General features: G+C 51.1%; 9 protein-coding genes. 4 read left to right on the top strand and 5 right to left on the bottom strand.

Features of this window, described 5'->3' with window-relative positions; translation table 11 throughout:
* Positions 1 to 396: 396 nt before the first annotated feature.
* Positions 397 to 6,798 (bottom strand): beta strand repeat-containing protein, encoded by a 6,402-nt coding sequence (locus METBU_RS0122230; protein ID WP_017842715.1) that lies wholly within the window; start codon positions 6,796 to 6,798, stop codon positions 397 to 399.
* Positions 6,799 to 7,817: 1,019 nt separating this feature from the next.
* On the opposite strand from METBU_RS0122230, the gene METBU_RS0122225 reads away from it, so the two are divergent.
* The 3 genes from METBU_RS0122225 to METBU_RS0122215 all read left to right on the top strand — a co-directional run bounded on the left by METBU_RS0122225 (position 7,818) and on the right by METBU_RS0122215 (position 12,515).
* Positions 7,818 to 8,639 (top strand): SapC family protein, encoded by an 822-nt coding sequence (locus METBU_RS0122225; RefSeq protein WP_017842714.1) that lies wholly within the window; start codon positions 7,818 to 7,820, stop codon positions 8,637 to 8,639.
* A 223-nt stretch (positions 8,640 to 8,862) separates the two neighbouring features.
* Entirely contained in the window at positions 8,863 to 9,102 is a 240-nt protein-coding gene (locus METBU_RS0122220) for a DUF6447 family protein (protein WP_014147463.1), read from the top strand.
* A gap of 731 nt (positions 9,103 to 9,833) precedes the next feature.
* Positions 9,834 to 12,515, top strand: a complete 2,682-nt coding sequence (locus METBU_RS0122215) for a calcium-binding protein (protein ID WP_017842713.1) — start codon at positions 9,834 to 9,836, stop codon at positions 12,513 to 12,515.
* 281 nt (positions 12,516 to 12,796) lie between these two features.
* Here METBU_RS0122215 and METBU_RS25000 read toward each other — a convergent pair whose 3' ends face one another.
* From METBU_RS25000 to METBU_RS0122200, 3 genes are read right to left on the bottom strand one after another with little or no spacing between them, the layout of a single operon-like run.
* A complete protein-coding gene (locus METBU_RS25000) occupies positions 12,797 to 14,338 on the bottom strand; it encodes a TolC family outer membrane protein (RefSeq protein WP_138767192.1) in 1,542 nt (513 codons plus the stop codon).
* Positions 14,339 to 14,342: 4 nt separating this feature from the next.
* Entirely contained in the window at positions 14,343 to 15,668 is a 1,326-nt protein-coding gene (locus METBU_RS0122205) for an HlyD family type I secretion periplasmic adaptor subunit (RefSeq protein WP_017842711.1), read from the bottom strand.
* A gap of 6 nt (positions 15,669 to 15,674) precedes the next feature.
* Entirely contained in the window at positions 15,675 to 17,387 is a 1,713-nt protein-coding gene (locus METBU_RS0122200; RefSeq protein ID WP_017842710.1) for a type I secretion system permease/ATPase, read from the bottom strand.
* Positions 17,388 to 17,987: 600 nt separating this feature from the next.
* Between METBU_RS0122200 and METBU_RS0122190 the strand changes: the two genes are divergently transcribed.
* A complete protein-coding gene (locus tag METBU_RS0122190; protein ID WP_017842708.1) occupies positions 17,988 to 19,979 on the top strand; it encodes a zinc-dependent metalloprotease family protein in 1,992 nt (663 codons plus the stop codon).
* A gap of 392 nt (positions 19,980 to 20,371) precedes the next feature.
* Here the strand turns inward: METBU_RS0122190 and METBU_RS0122185 are convergent, their stop codons facing one another.
* Positions 20,372 to 24,289: a DUF3683 domain-containing protein gene (locus METBU_RS0122185; RefSeq protein ID WP_026130385.1), complete on the bottom strand. Its 3,918-nt coding sequence runs from the start codon at positions 24,287 to 24,289 to the stop codon at positions 20,372 to 20,374.
* Between the last annotated feature and the right edge of the window lie 1,003 nt (positions 24,290 to 25,292).

Genomic DNA, 25,292 nt, shown 5'->3' with positions numbered 1-25,292 from the left:
TGGGCGTGGGTTCCGGCATGGCTTCGTCAAGCAGAGCTTGACGGTAGGCGTTCCCAAGCCAGAGCTTGGGAACGAGGAACGGTAGGCGTTCTCAAGCCGGAGCTTGGGAACGAGGAAAGTTCCGGCTGGGGATCGAGGCATCTGGGAAGTTCGAAGTCACGGTTTCGCGCATAAAAAAACCGCCGCCGGTTGCCCGGGGCGGTTTTTTTTGGCAGGCTGTCCTTTGCCTTACGGTTATCCTTGGGTTTGTAAGCTTCCCGAGTTAATGTCGGGTTACAGCTTTAGCCTAATCCGACCTACCCGACTACTTGCTCAGTTCCCTCAAGCAGAGCTTGAAGGTAGGCGTTCCCAAGCAGGAGCTTGGGAACGAGACTAGACTAACGAGACTACTACGGCTTAGGCAATAGCGAAGTTAGCATTGATCAAATCATCAACGCTGACACCGGTTAGCTGTACCAATTGAGTCAACTCAGTATGCTGCACCAAACCGTCAAAACCTTCAGAACCTTCAGAATCCTGCCAGAGGTAACCGACTGTATTGTCTCCATCTTGAACGAAGAACATCCGTTGACTTTCGAAGCCGAAGTTGGCCTCAACAGCACTGAAGATACCTACATTTAAAGCGCCTGCAAGATCGATTTCGTCACTCACATCACCCAGACCTACAAAGGATAGGATATCACTAGTTCCGGTCTGATTGACTACGTTAAATGGAGCAGTTATACGAGTATAACTTTGTTCGCCGCCGAACAGCGCGGTGAAGTCAAGTTTGTCCAGCGCAAGAGCGCTGTCGGCGACAAAATTTTCAATAGTAACTAACGGTGCAGCATCTAGGTCATCAGCTTCACTGAATGAGAACAAGTAATCGACCCTATCCTCATTCAACACGGCGGCAGTGATTGGACCAGTACTACCTGTACTACCTAGCTCTACCACTTGCAAGGTACCTTCGCCTTCGACGTTGCTACCTACAACTGCGTGCTGAACAACACTCAAAGCCAGTGTGGCATCTTCGCCGATTTCGACGGTGCCTACCGGAAGAAGCTCGAAACCTTCGGAACTCAACGTACCCGTACCGAGTATGGCAAGCGTGGTTGAACCCGTACCACTAACAGTGGCACCAAAGTTCGCGTCGTTGAGGTGCGCTCCGCCGGTCGCATCGAGCTGGAAGACCACGTTCACATTATCTTTTACTGAAAGATCTGAGAAATCAGCATTAATGTCGCCTTCATCAGCATCACCTTCGGCACCGACGACTTCCTCGACTCCTAGAACCTCAACGGTCTCAAGAGCTTCGCCTTCTACTGTCAGCGTTACACCGCTAATGACCGAGGCAGACAACTGCAGCGTGGTTGCTCCGGCATCAGCCTGAACTATCAGAGACATCAGAGAATCTACATCGATACCGCTCAGGTCGGTTTCTGCATCGACATTAACCAAGGTTAGCTCGAAACCAACACCAATAACGATAATTCCAGAAACCTGCGTACCCGACAACGTTGCGTCTCCTGACAATTCCAACCTATCGGCATTAGACAGATCCAAGTCTTCATCTAGATCTTCGTTGCCTGCGGTCAGATCGCCTTCGATGCCCGTGACGACAACCAATCCGGCTTCTTCGCCTTCATCTTCATCGTGCGCCAGTTTTTCGAAGGTATTGCCTGCGGCATTCAGGCCGTCGAGTTGCTCGGCGGTCAGTTCCAGTCTTGCATCCGCAGCCAATTGAATCGTGACATTCTCGAAGTTCAAGTCCAGAGCGGTCAAATCGACTTCGTTTGTAATCACGACGGTACCGCCACTTATCGCCAAGGTGCCGGCAGTAAAAGCAACACCGTCGCCGTCGATCGTCATGACACTGTTGTCATTCAGATTGAACGTCCAACCGGCATCGTCTTCTGCAGCCGCATTCAGGGTAAGTGATGCACTTCCATCATCGTCATAACCGAGCGTCAGGGTCGTAGGACCTTGCGCCGCAGTGAAGGTGAATTCCGTTGACGAAACACTTTCAATCACACCAACAGTCAGGCTACCGGTCAGGCCGGAAGCGTCGAAACTGGTCAAGTCTTGACCGTCGACACCATTATTATTGTCTGCGCCTTCATCAGTATCCAACACGACATCGCCGGAACCGCTGATTACGACAGATGTAGTTCCCTCGCCCAACTCCAGCGAATCGGAACCGCCCGTTACGGTCAGAGTACCGGTGTAGCCGGCGCTATCGATGACCAAAGAGGTGATTTGCGGATCGGTTGTATCGAGCGCCTTGACCGTTACGTCGGCCGCGCCCCTCAGAACCAAGGTGGCCGTCACATCTTCGGTGCCTTCGGTATTGAATACGATTGCATCCGTGATTGCCAAATCAACTCCGGCATTGATCTCGATTGATAGCAATTCGCCCGCAGAACCCGCCTTAGCACTGTCACTAAGAACGCCGCCAGCGATGACCACAGGACCTACCGCCGCGCCATCGACATCAACGGTGTTGATCGTCAGCATGGTGTAACCCGCACGGACCGAACCATCGTTGATGAAGATATCGCCATCGATGCGCGCCGCGTTATTTGCATCGGCTTGCAAAGTCAGGTCGATGGAGCGAACGAAATCCGCCAAACTACCCACCGCACTGAACTCGATGCCGTCCGGCGAAGCTTGCGGCTCGACGACAACCACGCGGTCACGCGGATCTAACGCGATTACGGTTTCTTCTTGGTAGATGTTGAGGATGTTGGCGTTGGCCAGGTCTGCCAGTAAGTCTTCGATGGACTGGCTGTTTTCACCTGGATCTGCCGCTCCATTTTCGTTGACGTCGATATAGAAGTTATCGAGCAAGGCATCCAGTATGCGCAGATCCACATCTTGATAAGCACCGACATTGATGGTCGAGCTGAACTCGACATTACCGTTGCCATCGCTGTCAAACAAGAAATTAACCAGCGGTTTAACGACCGCGGCGGCATCACCTGTGACTTGCAGCCCATCGGCCAAGCTGAACGTTTCTACATTCAACGTTTCACCATCGGCCATACTGAAGCTAACGTTGGAACCGTCGATCGTGAACTCGTCATCTTCACCAATGGTCAAGTCGCCGTTCAGGTCGACGATGACAGAAGCTTGGTCGTCACCTGTACCTTCGGTGACTATAGTCGCCTCAGAATCAACCAATTGCTTGAACTGCTCGGCGCTCATGGTCAATGTCGTGCCTTCCGGTACGATCAATTGCGTGATGCCGCTCAGATCGGTCAACGGATCCAATGTCACTTCCGTAAGGGCCGCGACGGTTACCGTGCCGAATATGATGCCGTCCGGCAAGTCGAGACCTTCGATGCTGAAGACTTCGTCGTTCAGATTGCCGATATTGACAAATGCTTGTCCGCCCGGTGCAAAGGCCGCGACCAGGGTGGTATCCAGCAATTGCCCAATGTTCAGCACCAGCGCCGAGCCATCCGCCAACGCAATCGCGTCGACGTCGATCAGGTCAACCGACGAAAAGTCCAGTGTGGTTGCCGTGAAGTCGGTTAGACCGTGGGTGCCGTCGAAACTACCGACACCAATGATGCCCGCGCCTTCTACGCCTGACAGGTCGATGGTTTCGAGATTGCCGTCTTCGAAGCTGTTGCTGTCCAACCACAATTGCACGTCGTTTGCGCTGTTGACGCTGACTGCAGTGGCAATGTCGGCCGACAGGTTGCCGATGATGGCGTTGCCTTCTTCGACGTTGATGGTAACATCGCCGGCGTTGTCGAGCACGATACCATCAACCGCGAATGCACGAGGGGTGACGCCATCAGACTGCAGACCTAATTCTTGACCTTGGTTGTTAATGTTAACCACGGCATGAGCGCCAGCGAAGTAAAACTCACCAATCAGCGTACCGATGTTGGACAAGTTAGGGTTACCCATCGCTTTTGGCAGGTCATTCCAGTTTAGGTAACCGTCGCCCTCAAGAAGCAGCTCTACATCCCACTTCATTTGTGCGAACATGACGGTATCGGTGCCTTGCAGACCCAGTGTGGTGACGCCTTCTGTCAGGTCGCAGACGTAGAAGGTTGCAAAAACGCTAGCAGCTGAGAAGCCTTCTGGTACCGGTGCACCTGCCGTCAAACCGAATTGGCTCAAAACAAAGTTTGATTGTACAGGCGCTGTACCTACTGGAATGGCTGGTAAACCCGCACCTTCTGCACGAAGCGCTTCATAGGCGGCACGCAAAGCCGTTCCCGCTGTTGGACCTGGGTTTTTGAAGTACTCTATGACCGCTTCTTCGAACGTAGCTACAGTTGCCGCGCCAGGTCCCGTTGCGCCAGTAACCACATAAGTGCTAACGCCTACCGATTTCAGACCATTGACATTGCCTTCGGCGCCCACTTGACCGGTGAACTGTACATCGATGCGGCTGTCCGCGGCACCATTGCCGATGACGTTTTTCACATCTTCGAAGTTCAACACTTCCAGATTGATCAATTGACCCGTCAATTCGGAGAAATCGATCGTGAAATCATTTTGCAGGAACTCGACCGGCGCATTGAATGTAACCGGTTGATCACCTTTGATTAGCAGTTTTTGCACGTTAACGCTGAATGCATCTTCGTCATCATTAACACCGGAAAGATCGTTGGCATCGATCACAACGCCTTCGGTACCGGTGGTATCGATAGTTAATGTATCACTGAACGGATCTTTGGCAGGACGCTCGAAGCCATTTACGTTACGAATGATCGTCAGGTTATCTAAATCGCCGCCTATGGTACCGCCTGTCGCGTATGCACTTTGGTTGTCTTGACTAAAACCTAAGCCGGCATCGGTTACGATAACTTTACCTTGGCTGTCATCGTTGCCTAACACGATGCCATCTTGTGCCACAAATTTATGCAACTCTTCGGCGGTAAGTGTCAGTGTTACATTTTTCTTGATATCGAAGTTCAGTTTGATGTCGCTATCGAGGTCGAAGCCGGCCATCAGATCGGACAGGGTCGCGTCTTGACTTACGACGACGGTGATTTCGATGTCATCGCGGTGATTATTGGTGAGAACGCCGCCCCAAGCCGCAAATTGCTGCTGGCTGATAACCAGATCGCTGTCACTGAACAATACGACACTTGTGACTTGGACGTCGTCGATGTTGACAAAGTCCAGCTTGGTGTCGCCTTTGACATGCAAGGTCAAGGTGGTGCCGGCTAATTTGGAACCGGCTCCGGCATCGACGCCATCCAGGATCAGAGTGTCACGACCTGCTCCGGTATCGATATCCAACCAGACGCCATCGGCCGTTCCTGAAATTTCGATCACGTCGCGGGCTTGCGAGCCTTTGATCGTGACTTCTTCAAGATTTCCATAACCTTCAGTATCGCCTGTAATATCGGTGATTGACACGCGCAGACCGCCCGTGTTCGCAGAAGCATCGATGTGCGCCTCATTAAACGCAAAGCTAAGATCATCCAGAATTGCCAGCTCGGCGTTGCCGGTGATGACCAGTTCGCGCAGGAAACTACCGAAATCAACAGATTCCAAGACGTTCAGACGACCCTCGGAAAGCAGATTCACGGTACCGGCATTATGACCCAGCACCAATTCACCACCACTCATCGTAACGTTGGCGAATTCCAGGTTGATCGCATTACCCAAGCCGCGTCCATAGAACAAGTTGACGTCTTCGGTGAAGTTGCCTTCTAGACGGGCGACCGCATCGGCTTTGATGCCGACCAGGTAGAGATCGCCTAGTGGACGCAAACCCGAAAAATCACCTTCATTGATGACCAGTCTTTCCAGGCTGCTGGCACGACTCAAATCAAGAATGCTGTTGGTGCTGCTGCCCCAATAAGAATCAGAATTGCCCCAATACCACCAATCATATACGTCGGGTATCGGGAAGTTTGCACTGTCACCGAAAATAGTTTCACTGAAGCTGTAGACGTTCGGTAGGTTTTGTACGTGGATCTCTTGGATGTTCAACAGTTGGAACGGCTGCGCGAAGAAGCCTTTCATGTCGACTTCCAAGGTATTGTAGCCTCCGCCGCCGTCGATGTAGGCGCCGTGCAGCAGTTCCGGACGGCCAGCGATGATGTGGTTATCGGCATCGGAGGTAATGCCGTTTTCAAAGGATCCGCCGTTGTTTTCGGTCGGCGTCAGCACGATGCCGGTTTGGGTGGTTTCGGTATCTTGATTCAAACCGAATAATATGCTGGCATACAGCGCCACCGGCGAGTTAACGAAAAATTCAAAGCCTTCACCCTCTACATCGACAATGACAGTAGAACCAAGACCACCAGTCACATCGTTTATCGTGATGTTTTCGATGCTGGCAGTCAACTGACCGTCCTGCATCCAGCCTAGCTGGTTCAAGTTTAGGCGCAATACGCTCTGCATGAAGTCGATCGCCATATCGGCATCGACATCGCCCCATTTTAATGTGGTAGTGTACTGAGTCGGAATTTGCGTGAGCGTTAAGGTCGTGATGCTTGGATCAGGCGGAGGAGGCGTAGAACCATTGGTTGGCGCCTCTTCGACCGCAGTTTCAGCTAGGATTGAGACCGCATTCAGCATTTCCGCTCGACTGAGGCGGCCGTTGCCGTCCAGATCGAATTCAGGCAATTCGCCTTGTCTAACCAGTTTCCTCAATTGTTGTTTAATCCCAACTCTGCTCATCAGCCAGTCCGCCACATTTTCAGGCGTTTGACCGCGATTTTCCAACCGGTTGATCATCCGGTTGGTCAGGTTGTTGCTTTGTCTGATATTAAACTCAAGCCCATAGGACCGTAAGGTCTCCATGTAGGATTGAGCGATATCCAATGAATGTGCTGCCATATTAAATCTCCAATTGAGGTTTTCGCTTTTTGTTAGAAACTCTAGACACGTTTATGATTACGTACTGAATTTGTATGCACTATACCTTGATCAGCCTTTCTTAGTAAAGAACTAGACCGAGTTGATAGTTTACGGTTCTTGAGTATAGAAGGTTTTGAATAATTTTTCCAGGGATCGCACTTTGATTGGGTAAAATAATGCTTAAAATTTGGCTAACTATTACTATGATTGAAGTATTTTAGTGTAATTTAAGTTTTATACGATTGAATTATTTAAAATATTTTTTTCATTGTTTGTTTATCGATAGATCGATTCCATAGCCGGACTTTTTGCTGTCCTTATGCCGGAAGGGGGCTGTCGCCCATACGCATAAAGCTAACAAAGATTCTCGCTGATAAATCGCTACCGACCGCTTTCGGCGAGTCTAAACAGCGCAGCCCGGATGGTGCATGGCGCAATCCGGGTAGTTCGGAGCCAAACCATTCCCGTATTCCGCTACGCTGCCGGGCTTCGTGCCGTAGGGGCTTCGAGTACGTTTGTTTTGTCGATTAGCGACACGGCTTCGATTTATCGCCACGTAGGCGTCGCTCCCACAACACTTTCTTTGCCGCCCTTATGTCGGACGGGGTTTGTCGTCCATACATGATGCCAACATAGACCCCCGGGCAAATCGCTAGCGACCGCTTTCGGCGAGTCTAAAAAGCGTAGCCCGGATGGAGCATAGCGCAATCCGGGAAGCTCGGAGCCAGGCCATTCCCGAATTCCGCTCCGCTGCATACGGGCTTTGTCCCATAGGAACTTCGAGTACGTTTGTTTTGTCGATTAGCGACACGACTTCGATTTATCGCGACCTAGGCGTCGCTCCCACAACACTTTTCTTTGCCGGGCGAGTTGTATAAACCATGCCTCGCCGCTCTGCGATTAAACCCGATTCGTGGTAAATTTATACGGCCTTGCGCCCATTTAGAATGTTAAAGCATGTATAATTCGTTTCTTGAACAACGTCAAATGGAGTAACGATGAACCGCTGGCAATTATTAGACACTAAAGCCCACAGCCAAGCCGGCTGGCAAAAATTTACTCATTACGCTTTTGCTAGCCAGGACGTTTATTGTCCGATTTTAATGGCTGAGCTGACTCAAACCTTACCTTATTATTCTTTAGCTTTTCTTCCGGTATCGTCTACCGAACCGGTTAAGTTTCAATTGGTCGCTTTATTGGGCCTACGTCCGAACCGTAATGTCTATCTGGACAAACACGGCAAATGGTTAGCGCCCTATGTTCCGAGTTATTTCCGCGGCTATCCGTTCAGCCTGTTGCCGGATGAACACGGCAAAGCGGCTCTAGCCGTCGATATCACCAGCCCCTTGTTGCATAATCCGGCCCAGCCAGGAGATACCTTACTTTATCAGGAGAATGGCGAATTGACCGAGGCAGCAGGGCAAATTCTTAACTTTTTGACGCAACGCCTGCAAAACCAGCAAGTGACGCAAGTTTTGACCGATGCCCTGCAGCAAGCCGATTTGATTCAGCCTTGGACTATCAGTTGGCAGCCCAATTCTAATGACGCCGATCCGGAAAAAGCCAAGAAACAGCAAAATTTAGGCGGCTTTTATCAGATCGACGAGGAACGTTTGCGCTCATTAAGCCCGGAAACGTATCAAAGTCTTGCCAAAAACAGCGCACTAGGCCTGGCTTATGCTCAGCTTTTCAGTCAGGCCCGACTGCAGGATTTACGTTATCGTGAACACAGGGCGCTTAGCGATGCGCAACCGACCCCTTCTCTGGATTTCGATGCGCTGTTCGGTACTAAGGACGATACTTTGAAGTTTAATTTTTAACCCTGCCCCGCACTCTGTCGCAGGCTTTTTATTGATCTTGAAACCGGACCAATGCCTTTGCCGGGCGGGTTTTATAATCTCGGCCTGAACGTTTCGACTATGACCTAGACAGGCTGATATGTTGGGGAGCGGGTTGAATAATTCACTCCGGGCAGAAAACATAATCATGCGACCATGATTCCACTATCACGCGTTTACAACTTAACTAAGGAGACTTAAATTCATGAGTGAAGCAAACAAACAAATCGTCACTATCAACGGCATTGAATACGATTTGAACGATCTGTCTGAGAATGCCAAAAATCAGATTAATAATCTGCGGGTAACTGACGCTGAAATTCAACGCCTGAATACTTTGCTGGGCATTGCACAAACGGCTAGAGCGGCCTATGCTCGAGTTTTGAATGACGAACTGGCTAAAGACGGTAAAGAAATCTACCCTGCATCCGGCATGGCCAATTAGGTCATTTTTAAGCCAGGTTATGCTGCGTAATTCCGGCGCCGTAGAATGGGTAGCAGCGAAGCGGAAACCCATCGCTTTGTTTGAGGCCGGGTACGGTTATGATAACGCCTCTCATGGTCCTTCCCGCGATTTGTTAAAATGACATTATGCTGTTACCCAAGCTCTAGCTTGGGTAACCTGTTCAGGAAGCTCTAGCTTCCCGAAAATCAAGAAAGATTGAACGAGCGAGTCGGGCTTGATTCAGAATGTGCGGAGGTTGTGTCGGTCTCAGGAAGCTGGAGCTTCCGGGGTGTCTTTCCCAAGCTGGAGCTTGGGAAAGAGCGTGATGTGGGTTGGCCGTTTCTAGCTTGACGCGCATGGCTTGCGAACCCCGTCCTGCTAGGGGATATGCTGATCTTTGGGCTTTAGCTGAAGAAACTTGCTAATCAGGAAATGACTTTCGTGGCGTTCTATGGTGGGTTTCGCTTTGCTCTACCCACCCTACATTCCTTTATTGAAACTCGGTCCGCTGTCTTCCCGCGTTGGAAACGTATAAAAAAATTCCATTTTTTATAGCCATTTAAAGACGGCTAAACTATTCTAAATCTACGCATTGTACTCGCACTCGAATTCTTCGGTTTTTTACCCCTATCCCCAGCCCTCCTAGCATGCTGGGTGAGAACCTATGATTTCTATGTTTGACTAGCGAGGGGTAAAGAAATTTCTTCATCTAAATTAAAGAGGCTAATTGAATGTCAACAACTCCAACCGACGGCAGAGATATTTTTTATGTGACCACCGGTAATCAAACCATCGATGGTAAAGCCGGCCTAGATGTCGTTTTCTTCAATGGCAATTCTACTGACTATACTATTGAAGTTAACGAAAATGAGGTGATTGTCACGCATATCAATGGGAGCGACGGATCGAATCGATTAATCAATATCGAAAAAATTATTTTTCTAGACAAACAAATACTGCTATCGCAAGAAACCCTGGTCAACACCCTAACAGCCGGCGCACAAAATGCATCCACTCTGCTGGCGTATCCCGATGGCGGCTTCATTAACTTTTGGCAAGGGCCTGACGGTTATTACTTTCGAAAGTTCGACACGAATGGCAGAGGAATTGGGATCGAGCAAAGAATCCTTTCGGGCATCGGCGAAGGTGCCAATGTTAGCCCTGCATTATTTTCCGACGGCAGTATCGTCCTGGCCTGGTCGGCACCGGATGCCGACGGCAGCGGGGTTTACGTGCAATTGTTCGATGCCGACGGCAAATCGCCTTCTAACATATTTCGTGCCAACGATACGATAACCGACGACCAAGGCTTGCCGGCCATAGCGGTGTTGCAAAACGACCGTTTCGTCGTAGCCTGGAGCTCTACCAACCAAGGCGACTCTTTGCAAAACAACGGCATCCCCATGGGAAGCACACCCAACCAAACCGGCGTATTCAGTCAACTTTTCGATAAATTCGGCAACCCGTTGGGTTGGGAAACCAAAATCAGCGACTCGGGCGGATCGGATGCCTTTGTGACGGCGCTTACTGGCGGAGGCTACATCATTGGCTACGAAGCGATCAGCAGCGGAACCGAACAAATGCTGATTTTTGCCAAACGATTCGATAACGCCGGGCAATTTAAAGGCTTTTTGACTGCCGACGACAGCGGAATCGTCATCAATGCGACCATTGAAACACCGAAATCTGTGAGTAACCCGGATTATAACGAACACGCAAGCCAGCAAAAATTTCCGACCGCCGCACAGCTGAACAACGGCAACATCGTCGTGGTCTGGCAAGCGCCGCGCGATGCTTATCCCAGAGCACCTAATCCTCTTGACGCACATGACTTCAGTATCGTTGCTCGCATCTATAATGCAAACGGTCAGGTTTTAACCGATGAAATTCATGTCAACACCTTCACGACCTACGACCAAACCCACCCGGCGGTCGCGGCGCTGACCGGCGGCGGATTCGTCGTGGTTTGGCAATCCATGTTGCAAGACGAAAGTTATTGGGGCGTCTACGGCCAACGGTTTAACGCCAACGGCACTAAAGTGGGCGGGGAGTTTCAAGTCAACACTACCGTGCACGATTCGCAGCAACAACCGACCGTCATCGGCTTGAGCGACGGCGGCTTCGTCGTATCTTGGGAAGCCGAATACCAAGACGGCCATCAACAAGGCGTATTTCAAGACGGCGATGCCGCCACCGAAATCGTCATGCAACGCTACAATGCGCTAGGTATTCCTTTAGGCCGCTCACTGTCCGGCGGTAGCGGGGACGATACGATTATTACCAACGGAACAGTCGGCGTCGATATCAGCGGCGGCGCCGGGAATGATGTCTTGGTCGGGGGCGATGGCAACGACGTCATTCGCGGAGGTCGCGGCAATAATACACTGGACGGCGGTGCGGGAGACGACATATTGATCGGCGGACCCGGTAATGACATATTTATTGGTAGCCCCGGCAATAATGTGATTATCGGCGGCGGCGGGTCTAATATTTTGAGATTGGAAGGATCGATCAACGACTATGAGTTAAGCGGCACGCCGGGCAACTACACGCTACTTGGCGAAGGCCAGGCCTATTCGATTCAAGGCGTTGGGCTGCTGGAATTCAGTAGCGGCGATGTTATCCCTCTTATCGGCGATATTGATCAAGGAGGCAGCACCGGTATTGGTATCACAGTAGAAGATAGAGACACGACTACCGCGAACGTTCTCACCGGCACCAACTTCGACGATATTTTGATCGGCGGCAATACTAGAGGCGAACCGGATATCCTACAAGGCGGCCTGGGCAACGATTTATATATCGCGCTAGGAAACCGGCTCGTTATATTCGATACCGGAGGCAATAATACTTTACAGGTCGCGTCCGGCATTGATTTGAGCCAACCGCACAGAGGCCCGATCAAGGGACTGGAGTATATTGACAACGTCACGCTGACCGGAAAAGGTAATTTTAAGCTGGTCGGTAACGACAACAATAATATCCTGAAAGGCAATGACGGCAATAATAAGATTTTCGGTGGAGCCGGCGACGACATCATCTACGGCGGATTAGGCCGAGACAGACTAAGCGGCGGACCGGGAACGGATACTTTTGTTTTCGATACCCCTCCCAGTGCAAAAAATCGAGATTTTATCGTTGATTTTTCGAACGACATCATCAAACTAAGTTCCACGATATATTCGGGGTTAGACCCGAATCAAAACGGAAACATCAATTTCATCAGCGGCCCGGGACTAAGAAAGGCTCACACCGACACGGCTTCGTTTCTCGTTTACAATACTAAAACCGGGATTCTCTATTACGATGCCGAAAACAATTCCAAAGCGGAACCCATCGTCAAGGTGGGGATTGTTGATGCGGGTACTTTTACTGCGGCTAATTTGACTGTTGCCGATTTTGAGTTTTTTTGAGGTATTTGAAGAACGCCTTTCTGATACCTTTTCGCACTTAAAGCTATGTAGGGTGGGTAGAGCAAAGCGAAACCCACCATAGAACGCCACGAAAGTCATTTTAACAAATCGCGGATTGGTCATGGGCGGCGTTATCATAACCGTACCCGCCCTCAAACAAAGCGATGGGTTTCCGCTTCGCTGCTACCCATCCTACGGCATCGTAAGTTTAATATGCCGCTAATGGAGATTGGGTAGCGCAGAGCGAACCCCATCATGAATACACGCTCGAATTTTGTTTTTTATTCGGTGCGATTTTCGCTGTTTTGCAGGTTCTGCGAATTTTTGATTTCGTGTAAGACCCTTTCCATGGTTTCGTTGTCCCATTCCATTTGCGGCTCGTCTTGCGGCCTTTGCGCCATTTCTTTTGCCGGCGTGTCTTGTCGGCTTGCTTCTTTCAGGTTCGGCTTATCATCGTTTGCATGCGGAAGGGCTGCGGTGGTCGACACTGGGGAGGCGTTGACTTCCTGCTCGGCCATGTCCAGCCATTCGTTGATTTCGAATATATTGTTTTCATTGACCGAACCTATGGATCGTAAGAAACGGATTCGGTTTTTGATATAGGTATAGCGCGCTATTGATAAGTCCCGCTTGGACATGTATTCGCTTTGCTGCGCTTGGATCAGGTCGCTTACGGTGACGACACCGTAAAAAAGACCGCGCTCCATGGACTCCCGAGACTTGACCGACGACTCCAGAGCTTTTTGGGCGGCCTTGATATGTCTAACGCTGGCGTTTGAACTGAGAAAGGCATCGCTGGTTTCTTTGATCAAGGCGCGTAAAGTCGCCTCGTTGTCGTTTTTGCTTTGCTCTAATCTGTGCTGCGCCTCGAACAGTTGATGCGTAGTGGTGCCGCCGGAGAATAACGGGACATTTACATTGATCGCGGCCACTTGCGTTTGAATCTGCGGTGTCTGGGTACTTTGGAAACCGGTGTCGGTATCAAAATAGTTCAGTTGCAGATCGACGACCGGCATGTATTTCGATTTTTGTACCGCGACATTGTTTTCGGCCGCTTCAATCGCGATGGTTTTGGCCATCATTGCCGGATTTTGGCTTTGGGCCATGGCTATCCAATCTTTTAAGTCGCCATCTATCTTGTTGAACTCGACATTGTCCTGTAAGCCGTGCGGTTGGCTCGGATGCACGCCGGTCAGTTCGCGGAGGCTTTCTTCGGCTTTAACGAGTTTGGATTCGGCGATGATTTCTTCTGCCTCAAGCTGGTCCAGTCGAGCCTCTAACGCGTAAACATCGGTTATTTTTAGCATTTGCTTGGCGTATTGTTTACGCACTTGTTCCAGCTGTTTTTTTGTAGCTTGTTTTTCACTGCGGGCAAAGTTGAGTTCGTCATCCGCTTGCAACCAATCGAAGTAGCGCTCTACGACTTTATGAAGCAATTCGTTTTGCGCTTCTATGGCTTCCGCGGCATACTGATCTTCTACCTTGGACGCCCGGCGCCAATCCCAAAATTTGGCGAAATCTACCAGCGTTTGGTTAAGCGATAAAAAATAGCGCGTGCCCGGGTAGCTGTTGTTGATAGCCCCGCCTTGGGCAAATATTTTTTGTTCATTTTTCGACCAGTTAGCGGTACCGTTGATCTGCGGCAACATTTGCCCTAAGGCTTGGCCTTTTTGCGCCGAGCCGATTTCAACTTGCAATTGCGCCGAACGGAGTTGAGGGTCTGCTTCCAGCGCTTGGCGGTAGATCGTCAGTAAATCTTCGGCTCCGGCGTTAAATGCGCTTGCGGTTAGCACGCACACTAAGCCATATTTAAGTTTGTTCATCGCTTTAGTCTTCAATGAATGAACGCGCAAAAGCATTGGTAATCGGTTGCGCCAGGTATTCAAATAAGGTGCGTTCGCCGGTGTTGATGAGTACTTCTACCGGCATGCCCGGCAACAATTGCAGCTCGCCCAGGTCTATTTGACTTTCCGGGGTCAGCTCGATATGCGCCTGATAATAGGACTCTCCGGTTCTTTCATCGGTAAAACTGTCGGCGGACAGGTGGATTACACGTCCTTCCATCTTGGGTGTCGTCGCTTGCTTGAATGCGCTAAACCGAACTTCCGACTGCAGCCCCACACTAACCCTGTCAATATCTATCGGCGACACTTTGGCCTCGACAATCAGATCGACGTCTTTCGGAACGATATTCAATATCGGTTCCCCCGCTACGATCACGCCGCCTTCGGTATGTACAGACAATCCCAATACCATACCTGCCGCCGGCGATTTAATGACAATTCGGTCGAGTTTGTCTCGGTTTGCGGTGACTCTTTCTTCCGCGTCATTCAATCCGGCCTGAGCCTCACTCAGCTTGGCAGTCACTTCTTGTTGAAATTGTTTCTGGGTTTGCAATATTTGCAAACGGGTTTCGCCGATCAGTATTTCGTTGCTTGCAGCTTCCGCATGTAATTGGGCGATTTCGCCGGTTTGTTGTGCATGGCTACGCTCAAGATCTCGCAAGCGTTGCCGGTCGGCAAAACCTTCCGCTAACAATTCTTGTAAGTCTTTAATCTCTCCGGCATAGGATTTGACCAAGATCTCTTTGCTGGCAATCTGATTTTTCAAGCCGTTTATTTTGCTTTTGATTTGACCAATCCGCTGTTCCAGCACGGCGATTTCGCCTTGGTATGCATTTTTTCGTGCCCGAAAGACATGATTTTCGGCTTGTTTCGTTTCTATTACTCTGGGGTCGTCCGATACATCGAGAAACTCCGGGTAGACGACTTCGGGCAACTGATCACGTTCTGCCCGCAAACGAGCTACTTGCGCCGCTAAGTTTATTTTTTGGCTGTACGCAATGCCAAGCTGGGCTTTGATCTGCGTATCGTCCAGGATTACCAAGGGCTGCCCTTCCTCTACGAAATCGCCGTCTTGCGCCAGTATTTTGGCAACAATACCGCCGTCGAGATGTTGCACAGTCTTTTTGTACGATTTGACTACGACGATTCCTGGGGCGAGAGCGGAACTGTCCAAGGGAGCTAAAACCGCCCAGCCGCCGAATACGCCGAATGTCGCCAGGACGATAATGACACCAATCAGACGAATGGGCTTATCATCGGTATGCAGCGCCGTGGGTTCGGAGTTTATTAAAGCGGAATTTTCGGTCATCGGATATTATGTTTTGTTTAATTTCGTTACTGTTCCGGCAGATTGCTGTTGCAGATAAGCAACAACATGTTCCTTAGGACCATACGCCACTAATGCGCCCTCTTTTAAGATTAGCAATTTATCGGCTTTCGCTAAAGCAGCGTTACGATGGGTAATGATCAATACAGTGGTCTTTTTTTGTTTAAGCTGGACCAATGCCTCTCCCAAGGCGCTTTCACCTTGTTCGTCGAGATTGGAGTTCGGTTCATCCAGCACGACTAACACAGGGCTGCCATACAAAGCCCTAGCCAAACCGATCCGTTGTCGCTGCCCCCCGGAAAGGCTACCCCCGCTAGCGCCAATTACAGTATCGTAGCCTTCCGGAAGTTGCAATATCAGCTCATGAACATCAGCCATTTTAGCAGCCTCGACCACTTTTTCCGGGTTGATTTCTCCGAAACGGGCAATGTTTTCGCTGATTGTGCCTTCGAATAACTCGATATCTTGAGGCAAATACCCGATAAAACTCCCTAGGTGTTCACGATCCCATTGAAAGACTTCGGCGCCATCCATTCGTATCGCGCCGTTAGCCGTGGGCCAGATACCCAGAACTGCACGGGCCAAGGTTGATTTGCCGGCACCGCTGGGCCCTACTATACCTACGATATCGCCGGCATCAATCGTCACATTGAGACCTTTAAGCGCGGGAACTTTGGCGCCCGGAGGCACGACAACCGCATTTTCCAGTTGTATGCTGCCTTTAGGATCGGGTAATTGCATGCGTTCGTTATCGGCCGGAATTTGTAATAGGATCGTGTTCAAGCGTTCGTATTGCCCCCTAGCACTAATAAACCCTTTCCAGGTACCGATCATCAAGTCAATAGGCGCTAATGCCCGGCCCATCAGAATGGAGCCGGCAATCATCAAGCCCGGGGAAATTTCGCGCTCTATGACGAGGTATGCACCTAATCCCAAAATCAATGACTGGGACGACATACGAATGAATTTCGACAGCGATGTCAATACGCCTGCACGCGAGCTGGCAACGGCCTGCAAGTCTAACACCTTAACCGCTCCGCTCATCCAGCGCCGACGAATGTTCTCCAGCATACCCATCGATTCGATAACTTCGGCGTTGCGCAGATTTTTATTAAGCATGCTGCGCGTGGCAATTGACGTATTATTGGCTTCGCTTAAGGTTTTTGTCGTAACCTTTTCGGTAGCGAAAGCTACCAAGCATAATATGATAGCCGTAACAACCGAAAACCATCCGTATAGCGGGTGAAACATAAATAGCAAAGCAAGATAAATCGGCATCCACGGCGCATCGAAAAATGCGAACAATCCGTTGCCGGTTAAAAACTGACGCAAGCCGGTCAAGTCGTCCAAGGGTTGCGTTGTGGCTCTTTGCCCTCCGGACAAGAGCGCTTGCTTGAATGCCACCTGAAAAAGACGCTGGTTTAACAAGGTTTCCAGGCGCGTGCTGATTCTGACCAATATTTGCGACCTGACCCATTCCAAGGCGGCTAAGGTTATAAAAAGCCCCAAAACAATCAGCGTTAACATGATTAAGGTCGATTTATTTCCCGTTGAAACTACTCTGTCGTAGACTTGCAACATGTAGATCGACGGGGTGATCATTAAAAAATTGATGAGCATGCTGAAACCGGCTGCGGATAGAAAAGCGCTCTTGCATAACTTTAGCGCCTTTTCTAAGTCGGATTTTACTGTTACTTTCATATTGTGGTTATTGACCCAAATATTAATCGGCTATTGTCACATATTTTGCTAGAAATTCATACTTAGCAGCAACTCCCCAGCAATTCCCAGTTTGAGCAGTTTCGCCGATTTTAGGGTGTGGGGTATGCCTGTCGAGGAACGCCGTAAACCCATCCATGGGGGCTTAGCGGCAGCTCGAACGCCAAGGATGGCGTGAATGCAGATTTTGCATGGTGCAAAAATCTGCCCTGCTGCCGACATCTTAGCCACGCACACCCGCACCCTTTTTGTAAGTATTCAGACCCCGTTGGCAAATTACCGCAATTCAGGCGTAATTGTTGGCCTCCCCCTTTGAAAAAGGGGGATTGAGGGGGATTTATTTAAAAAATCTCCCCTAACCCCTCTTTTTTTTCAAAGAGGGGGGCTGATTTTTATTCTCAAATTGGGAGTTGGTGCTATTTTCCTGCCTGGTTGCCGAATAAAATAGCTTGTAATAAAAGACCGCAAGAAGTATAGCTTAAGATTAATATGGTGCCGAAATTGAATGACATGAAAATGCTTTTAAAAGACAGTTTCGTATTTTGTTGTTTGTTTTTTTTGTCATTTAACGGAAATGGCGACATGGCCGATCTTATGATAAAAGAAACGCCGCATGAAATTTATCATGTTATTAAAGACAAGTCTTTGCACGAGGCAGCCGCGCAAATAGCGAACCGATCCGGCATTGTTTTTAAAATCGATTTTTCGGTCAAAAACGATACCATCACACAAAAATTGGCTGCCGATAATTGGAAAATCGCAATCGAGCAATTCCTTCAGGGTTATAACTACTCTATTGAACTCGATCACGATTCCGTGAAAAAAGTCATCATTTCCGGCCGAAACGGAAGCGATTTTATCGACCCCGACAAAGAAATCGCCGAAGTCGAACCGATTGTGATTGCGCCGTTTTATTCCGACAAAGTACCTAACAAATACCGTCACTATAATCCCGGCTCGGTCATGCCGATTGATTTGCCGATGAAGACATTGAACGGCATTGCAATCGGAGAGCAATTGATGCTCGATTTGCCTATCGGGCAATATAGCATTGAACACGACAATAAGATCGAGCACCAAAACGGTACCCGCACCTGGATGGGCTATCTGGCCGAGGAGGGCAAAGGCTACCGGTTTTTTGTTTCGCAAGGCGAGTCGGGGGTTATCGGTAATGTTTATACGCCGGACGGCGAATATCTCATCGACAGCGCCGAAGGCCTCACTGTGCTTGTCGATCTCGAACGATCCGGTTTGCAAAAAGTAAGACGTCATGAACACAATGAAGCATTACCGCCGCCCGAGTCTTTGTTGACCGTCATGAACAATCAGCCGTTACTGCGCGTCGAGGGATTAAAAGAGTCGGCCGAACTGGCCCGGGCAAGAGCCGACCAATTGGCGTCCGAGGCAGAAAGCGCTCTGGCGGAGTATGAGCAACAGAGAGATTATGTTGAACAAACGGCTCGACAAGTCGAAATCTTGCGTGACAGCTTTGATCAAGCGAAGGAAAACCGTCTAACAGCCAGATTGGCGTTGAATCAGTCTCGTGCGGATACCGCATCGAGAGAAGAGATAAGACCGGCAAGGTTGACGCTTAGGGCGGCCAGAGTAGAACTTAGAGCCGCTAGGCGCGAATTGAGAAAAACGCTTGTCGAGCATAGAAAGGCAGCCAGAATCGCGAATCGGCTGCATAGAATTTACTTAAGAAAGCAATCTCTTGCCGATAACGCGGAAGCCGATGCAAAAATCGCCGAAGCCGCCTATGCCGAATATTTGGCGGCATTAGACTCCCCCAACGACACGCCATTAGACAAGCCCATAGATCCGCCGAATGAGACCGCTAATACCGTTGTCGATTTAATGGTCTTGTACACGACCGGCAAACAAACCGCCGAATACGCAAGGCAACGCATTCAATTTCTGGTCGACCTTTCTAACCAGGCCCTCCTGGACTCGGGCATCAAGATGGAATTGAGATTAGTGCATACCCGGGCGACCTCTTATATTGAAAGCAACAGCAATTCCAGGGCCTTAACGGATTTAGCCTTTGATCGAGGCGCATTTAGCGGAACTGCCGCGTTACGCAATCAATACGGCGCCGATGTGGTCTTGCTGTTTAGGCCCTTATATGGTCAAACGTCCGGCAGTTGCGGCGAAGCCTATATCGGTTTTGCAAATGGCGGCGGCGGCATTCCGAACTTTGCCTTCGCGACAGTTAGCGACGGCCAGTCCAAAGACGCGAATACGAGAAGTTATTGCGGTACCGAAACCTTCACACATGAAGTCGGCCACAGTTTCGGCTTGGTTCATGACAGAGAGTTCTCCAACGTGGCAGGCAAATTCCCTTACTCCTATGCTTGGGGGATTGATCGGAGATTCGGTACTGTCATGAGCTACTATGGGCCTTCGTTGCCGCTATTTGCAACGCCTTTATTGCCCCGTGCGTGCGACTCGAGCCCCTGCGGCTTTCCGGAGCATCACCCTAACGCATCGGACCAAACGAGAACCGTTAATCATACCGCGCCGATCGTTGCCGATTACCGACCCACAACCGCCCTCTTGCCCATAATAGATTGAGGCTTGAGAGGTTACTTTTTTTGGCAGGACGGGTTTCCAGCCCCGTCATGCCGAAGCAAAAAAACTTTTGTGGGAGCGACACCTTCGTCGCGATGTCGAGGCCGGCGTCGTTTAAGTTGTCTTTGTCTTTATTCGAAGCCTGCAACGTTTAGCCGCCTTTTTTTCGGAGCTTTGGCATTGCGACTTCGATTCCGTTGTGCTTTTTTCGGCCTTGCCGTCTTCGACGATCGCGATCTGGGGATCGCTCCCACAGCACTAATCACCCTTTAATGCTTAGGGTAAGCCGCAATATTGGGGACGGGTTGAATAACCCGTCCTGCGGAAGAAAGCGATAGGTTTCCGCTTCGCTGCTACCCATCCTACGGCCGCATCCTACTGACCGCTAACCAAAATCAAACCAACACCCGCTCGATCCCGCCCTTGGCCGCTTGCTTGATATAGCTTTTCATCCAATCTTCGCCGAGAACATGCCGGGCGATTTCGACGACGATGTAATCGACTTCGAGCTGATCGACGTCGCCCTTGTAACGCTGCAAGCCTTGCAGACAGGATGGGCACGAGGTCAACATCTTGACCGGCCCGTCATAATCGTCGGCGCGGAGTTTCGCGGTGTCGCGGTGCAGTTCGACCGATTTACGGTAACGCACTTGTGTCGAAATATCGGGGCGCGCGACCGCTAAGGTTCCGGATTCGCCGCAACAACGCTCGGATTTATTGACCGGCGCGCCGAGCAGACCGTTGACGGTCTTCATCGCATCCTGTTGTTGCATCGGACTGTGGCAAGGGTCGTGGTATAAATAACGACGGCCGTTGACGCCCTCCAGTTTCACGCCTTTCTCGAGCAGATATTCGTGAATGTCGATCATGCGGCAACCGGGAAATATCTTGTCGAATTCGTAATCGACCAATTGATCCAGACAGGTGCCGCAACTGACCACGACGGTCTTGATATCGAGATAATTGAGCGTGGTCGCAACCCGGTGAAACAACACGCGGTTGTCGGTCGTGATTTGCTGCGCCTTGTCGAATTGACCGGCCGCGCGCTGCGGAAAACCGCAGCACAAATAACCCGGCGGCAGCACGGTCTGCACGCCGATTTCATAGAGCATCGCCTGCGTCGCAAGACCGACTTGCGAAAACAAGCGCTCGGAACCGCAGCCCGGAAAATAAAACACCGCCTCGGAATCGGTACGGGTTTTGCCCGGGTCGCGGATGATCGGCACGATTTGATCGCTTTCGATGCCGAGCAGGGCTCTGGACGTTTTCGACGGCAACTTGCCGGGCATTTTCCGGTTCGTGAAATGAATCACATACTCTTTCATCGCCGGCTTGCCGGTCGACGACGGCGGCCGCTTGAGCTGCGCCCTACCCCATGGCCTGAGGAAGAAGTTACCCAAGCGCTGCGCTTTATAAGACCATTCGATCAATAGTTTGCGCATCAGCTTGACGCTACTCGGCCGGCCGGTCGACAGAAACGCGATCGCCGCGGTCTTGACCGGGTTGAAGCTTTGCTTACCCATTTTGCGCAATAGATTGCGCATGTTCATCGACACATCGCCGAAATCGATATCGACCGGGCATGGATTGAAACATTTATGGCACACCGTGCAATGATCGGAGACGTCTTCGAATTCCTTCCAGTGCGTGATCGAAATGCCTCGCCGGGTCTGTTCTTCGTACAGAAAAGCCTCGATCAACAGCGACGTCGCCAAAATTTTATTACGCGGCGAATACAACAAATTCGCGCGCGGCACATGCGTCGAACATACCGGCTTGCATTTACCGCAACGCAAACAATCCTTGACCGAATCGGAGATCGCGCCGATGTCGCTTTGTTGCATGATCAGCGACTCGAAGCCCATCAGATTGAACGAGGTCGTATAAGCCGAACTCAGATCGGAACCGGGCATCAATTTACCGCGATTGAAGCGGCCTTCCGGATCGATACGCTGTTTGTAATCGTGGAAACCGGCCAGCTCCTCGTCGGTCAGGAATTCGTATTTGGTGATACCGATGCCGTGCTCGCCGGAAATCACACCGCCCAAAGAACGCGCCAAGGCCATGATGCGCGCCACTGCCGCGTTGGCTTCTTGCAGCATCTCATAATTATCGGAGTTGACCGGCAGATTGGTATGCACGTTGCCGTCGCCGGCATGCATGTGCAACGCCACGAATACCCGTCCTCGCAGCACCTCTTTATGCGCCGCCTCGATGCGCTCGACGACCGGCCGGAAATTGTCGCCGACGAATATCTCTTTCAGGCGCGGCAGCAATTCCTGTTTCCAGGATACCCGCAGCGAATAATCCTGCAGTCGGTGAAACAAGGTCGGCTGCTCGGTCAGGTTGGTCAATTCGCCGGCAACGATGCCGTATTGGGAAAAAAGGGCCTCGGCCTGCGGCAACGGCAAGTCCAAATTATCATAGAGCCATTGCCAACGTTCGCGAACTTCGGCGACCACCATCAAGGCATGACCGCGCCGTTCGCCGATCAAATCGGTTTTATCGACGCCGTCCTCATAGGAACGCAAGGGTAGATCGCCTTCGAACAAATCGATCAAGGCATCGCACAAACGCAGTTTGTTGCGCAACGACAATTCGATGTTGATGCGTTCGATGCCGTCGCAATAATCGCCCATGCGCGGCAGCGGTATCACGACGTCTTCATTGATCTTAAACGCGTTGGTATGTTTTGCGATCGCCGCGGTGCGCGCCCGGTCGAGCCAGAAGGTCCGGCGCGATTCGGGACTGACCGCAACGAAGCCTTCGGCACCGCGCGCATTGCACAATCTGACGACTTCCGAAGCCGCCAAGGCGACTTGATGATCGTCGTCGCCGACGATGTCGCCGATCAACACCATTTTCGGCCGACCGCGATGCTTGGCCTTGCCGGCATAGCCGACGGCCTTGACATAACGTTCGTCCAAATGTTCGAGCCCGGCTAGCATCACCCGGTCGCTGCCGCTTTTCGGCAAGGCCGCCAGGAAATCACGAATCTCGACGATGGCCGGCACCGAGTCGCGGACCTGGCCGAAAAACTCCAGGCAAAACGTGCGCGTATAGGCCGGCATTTTATGCAATATCCAGCGCGCCGACGTGATGATGCCGTCGCAGCCTTCTTTTTGTATGCCCGGCAGGCCGCCGAGAAACTTATCGGTCACATCCTTGCCCAAGCCGTCCCGGCGAAATTTCGCGCCGGGAATCTCGAGCCGCTCTTCGGACAACAATTCCTTGGCTTTGGCATCGAAACGCTTCAAGGCAAAGGTGACGAGTTCCTGGTCGTGAATCTTGCCGAAATTGTGATGGATACGCTCGACTTCGAGCCAATTGCCGTCCGGCGTCACCATGCGCCAGGATACCAAGTTATCCAACGCAGTCCCCCACAGCACGGCCTTTTTGCCGCCGGCGTTCATCGCGACATTGCCGCCGATACACGAAGCATCGGCCGAAGTCGGGTCGCAGGCGAACACCAAGCCGGCGTTTTCGGCCATGTCCATTACGCGCCGCGTGACGACGCCCGCGCCGGTATGTATCGTCGCATAGGATTGTTCGACGCCCGGCAATCGGGATTGCGGTTCGATCGGCCCCATGTCCAACAATTTTTCGGTGTTGATCACGGCCGAGTAAGGGGTCAGCGGCACCGCGCCGCCGGTGTAGCCGGTGCCGCCGCCGCGCGGAATGATGGTCAGGCCGAGTTTGATGCAATCGCGCACCAATTGGCCGACTTCTTTTTCGCTGGTCGGATACAACACGACGAACGGATATTCGACCCGCCAGTCGGTCGCATCTGTCACATGAGACACACGGGCAAAGCCGTCGAAACCGATGTTGTCTTTGTGCGTATGCTTCGAAAACAAGGCAAGCGCCTTGCGGCGCATTTCTCGGGTACGGTCGAAATGCGCCTCGAATTCGTTCACGGCCTGATGCGTCGCTTCGATCAGCAAGGCCACGCGCCGGGCCCGATCCGGATATTCGTTTTCGTATTCGGCATGGCGCTTTTCCATTTGCCGCAGACGGTGGCGCAAGGCGTCGAGCAGAGCCTTGCGACGTTTGCGGTTGTTCAGCAAATCGTCCTCGAGATAGGGATTTCGCTGAACCGCCCAAATATCGCCGAGCACTTCAAACAGCATCCGCGCGGAACGGCCGGTCATGCGTTCGCCGCGTAGCGACTCGATGACCTGCCAATTCTCTTCGCCGAGCAATCGAATGACGATTTCTCGGTCGGAAAAAGAGGTATAGTTATAGGGAATTTCGCGTAGCCTCTCGGGCGGCGCATCGTCAAGAAAGGGGGAGAGTTCGGAATCCACTGACATCCTAGGTAATGGCGTGGTTGGAAAGCTGCATTGTATCACTCGCGGGCAGGGTCTAAAAACTCAAAATCCGCATGGCTTTTATTTATACCCATCGTAGATCAAAATTCGGCACCGGGGTGTCCGCCAAAGGACGCCGTGAATACGTCCATGTAGGCTTTATGCCAGCTCCATGCTGGCAAAGCCTTTGTCGGACACCCCGGCGCCTTCTCGGGCACTGCCGAAATTTGAAGTGCGAAAGGTATATACCCGCATAGCAACCTTTTGTTGAATCTTTTGTGGGAGCGACGCCTTCGTCGCGATGTCGAAGCCGAGGTCGTTTACGTGATCTATATCTTTTTCGAAGCCTGCAACGTTTAGCCGCCTTTTTTTCGGAGCTTGGCGTTGCGGCCTCGATTCCGTTGTTCGTTTTTTAGCATTGTCGTCTTCGACGATCGCGATCTGAGGATCGCTCCCACACTGGGGTTGTAATCTTTTGTTGAAACCTTTTGTGGGAGCGACGCCTTCGTCGCGATGTCGAAGCCGGTGTCGTTTAAGCTGTCTTTGTCTTTTTTCGAAGACTGCAACGTTTAGCCGCCTTTTTTTCGGAGCTTGGCGTTGCGGCTTCGATTCCGTTATTCGTTTTTTAGCATTGTCGGCTTCGACGATCGCGATCTGGGGATCACTCCCACACTGGGGTTGTAATCTTTTATTGAAATCTTTTGTGGGAGCGGCGCCTTCGTCGCGATGTCGAGGCCGGTGTCGTTTAAGCTGTCTTTGTCTTTTTTCGAAGACTGCAACGTTTAGCCGCCTTTTTTTCGGAGCTTGTCGTTGCGGCTTCGATTCCGTTGTTCGTTATTTAGCATTGTCGTCTTCGACGATCGCGATCTGGGGATCGCTCCCACAGCCCTAATCATCCTTGTTATTTGTTTCAACTCAAGCGGGATATCCGGTTTCGCAACGCTGGAGCGTTGCATGCTGCATTCCAACGCAGAGCGTTGTAACGATAAGGTGAAAAGACAATGCG

This window comes from Methylotuvimicrobium buryatense 5G (assembly GCF_000341735.1).
Lineage (GTDB): Bacteria > Pseudomonadota > Gammaproteobacteria > Methylococcales > Methylomonadaceae > Methylotuvimicrobium > Methylotuvimicrobium buryatense.
The sequence above is the reverse complement of the archived record's forward strand: the minus strand, read 5'-3'. Positions and strand labels throughout refer to the sequence as shown.

Bases quoted from the DNA above. Each gene is read 5' to 3' on its own strand.
- METBU_RS0122230 (WP_017842715.1), bottom strand. From the start codon at position 6,798: ATGGCAGCACATTCATTGGATATCGCTCAATCCTACATGGAGACCTTA.
- METBU_RS0122225 (WP_017842714.1), top strand. From the start codon at position 7,818: ATGAACCGCTGGCAATTATTAGACACTAAAGCCCACAGCCAAGCCGGC.
- METBU_RS0122220 (WP_014147463.1), top strand. From the start codon at position 8,863: ATGAGTGAAGCAAACAAACAAATCGTCACTATCAACGGCATTGAATAC.
- METBU_RS0122215 (WP_017842713.1), top strand. From the start codon at position 9,834: ATGTCAACAACTCCAACCGACGGCAGAGATATTTTTTATGTGACCACC.
- METBU_RS25000 (WP_138767192.1), bottom strand. From the start codon at position 14,338: ATGAACAAACTTAAATATGGCTTAGTGTGCGTGCTAACCGCAAGCGCA.
- METBU_RS0122205 (WP_017842711.1), bottom strand. From the start codon at position 15,668: ATGACCGAAAATTCCGCTTTAATAAACTCCGAACCCACGGCGCTGCAT.
- METBU_RS0122200 (WP_017842710.1), bottom strand. From the start codon at position 17,387: ATGAAAGTAACAGTAAAATCCGACTTAGAAAAGGCGCTAAAGTTATGC.
- METBU_RS0122190 (WP_017842708.1), top strand. From the start codon at position 17,988: ATGGCCGATCTTATGATAAAAGAAACGCCGCATGAAATTTATCATGTT.
- METBU_RS0122185 (WP_026130385.1), bottom strand. From the start codon at position 24,289: ATGTCAGTGGATTCCGAACTCTCCCCCTTTCTTGACGATGCGCCGCCC.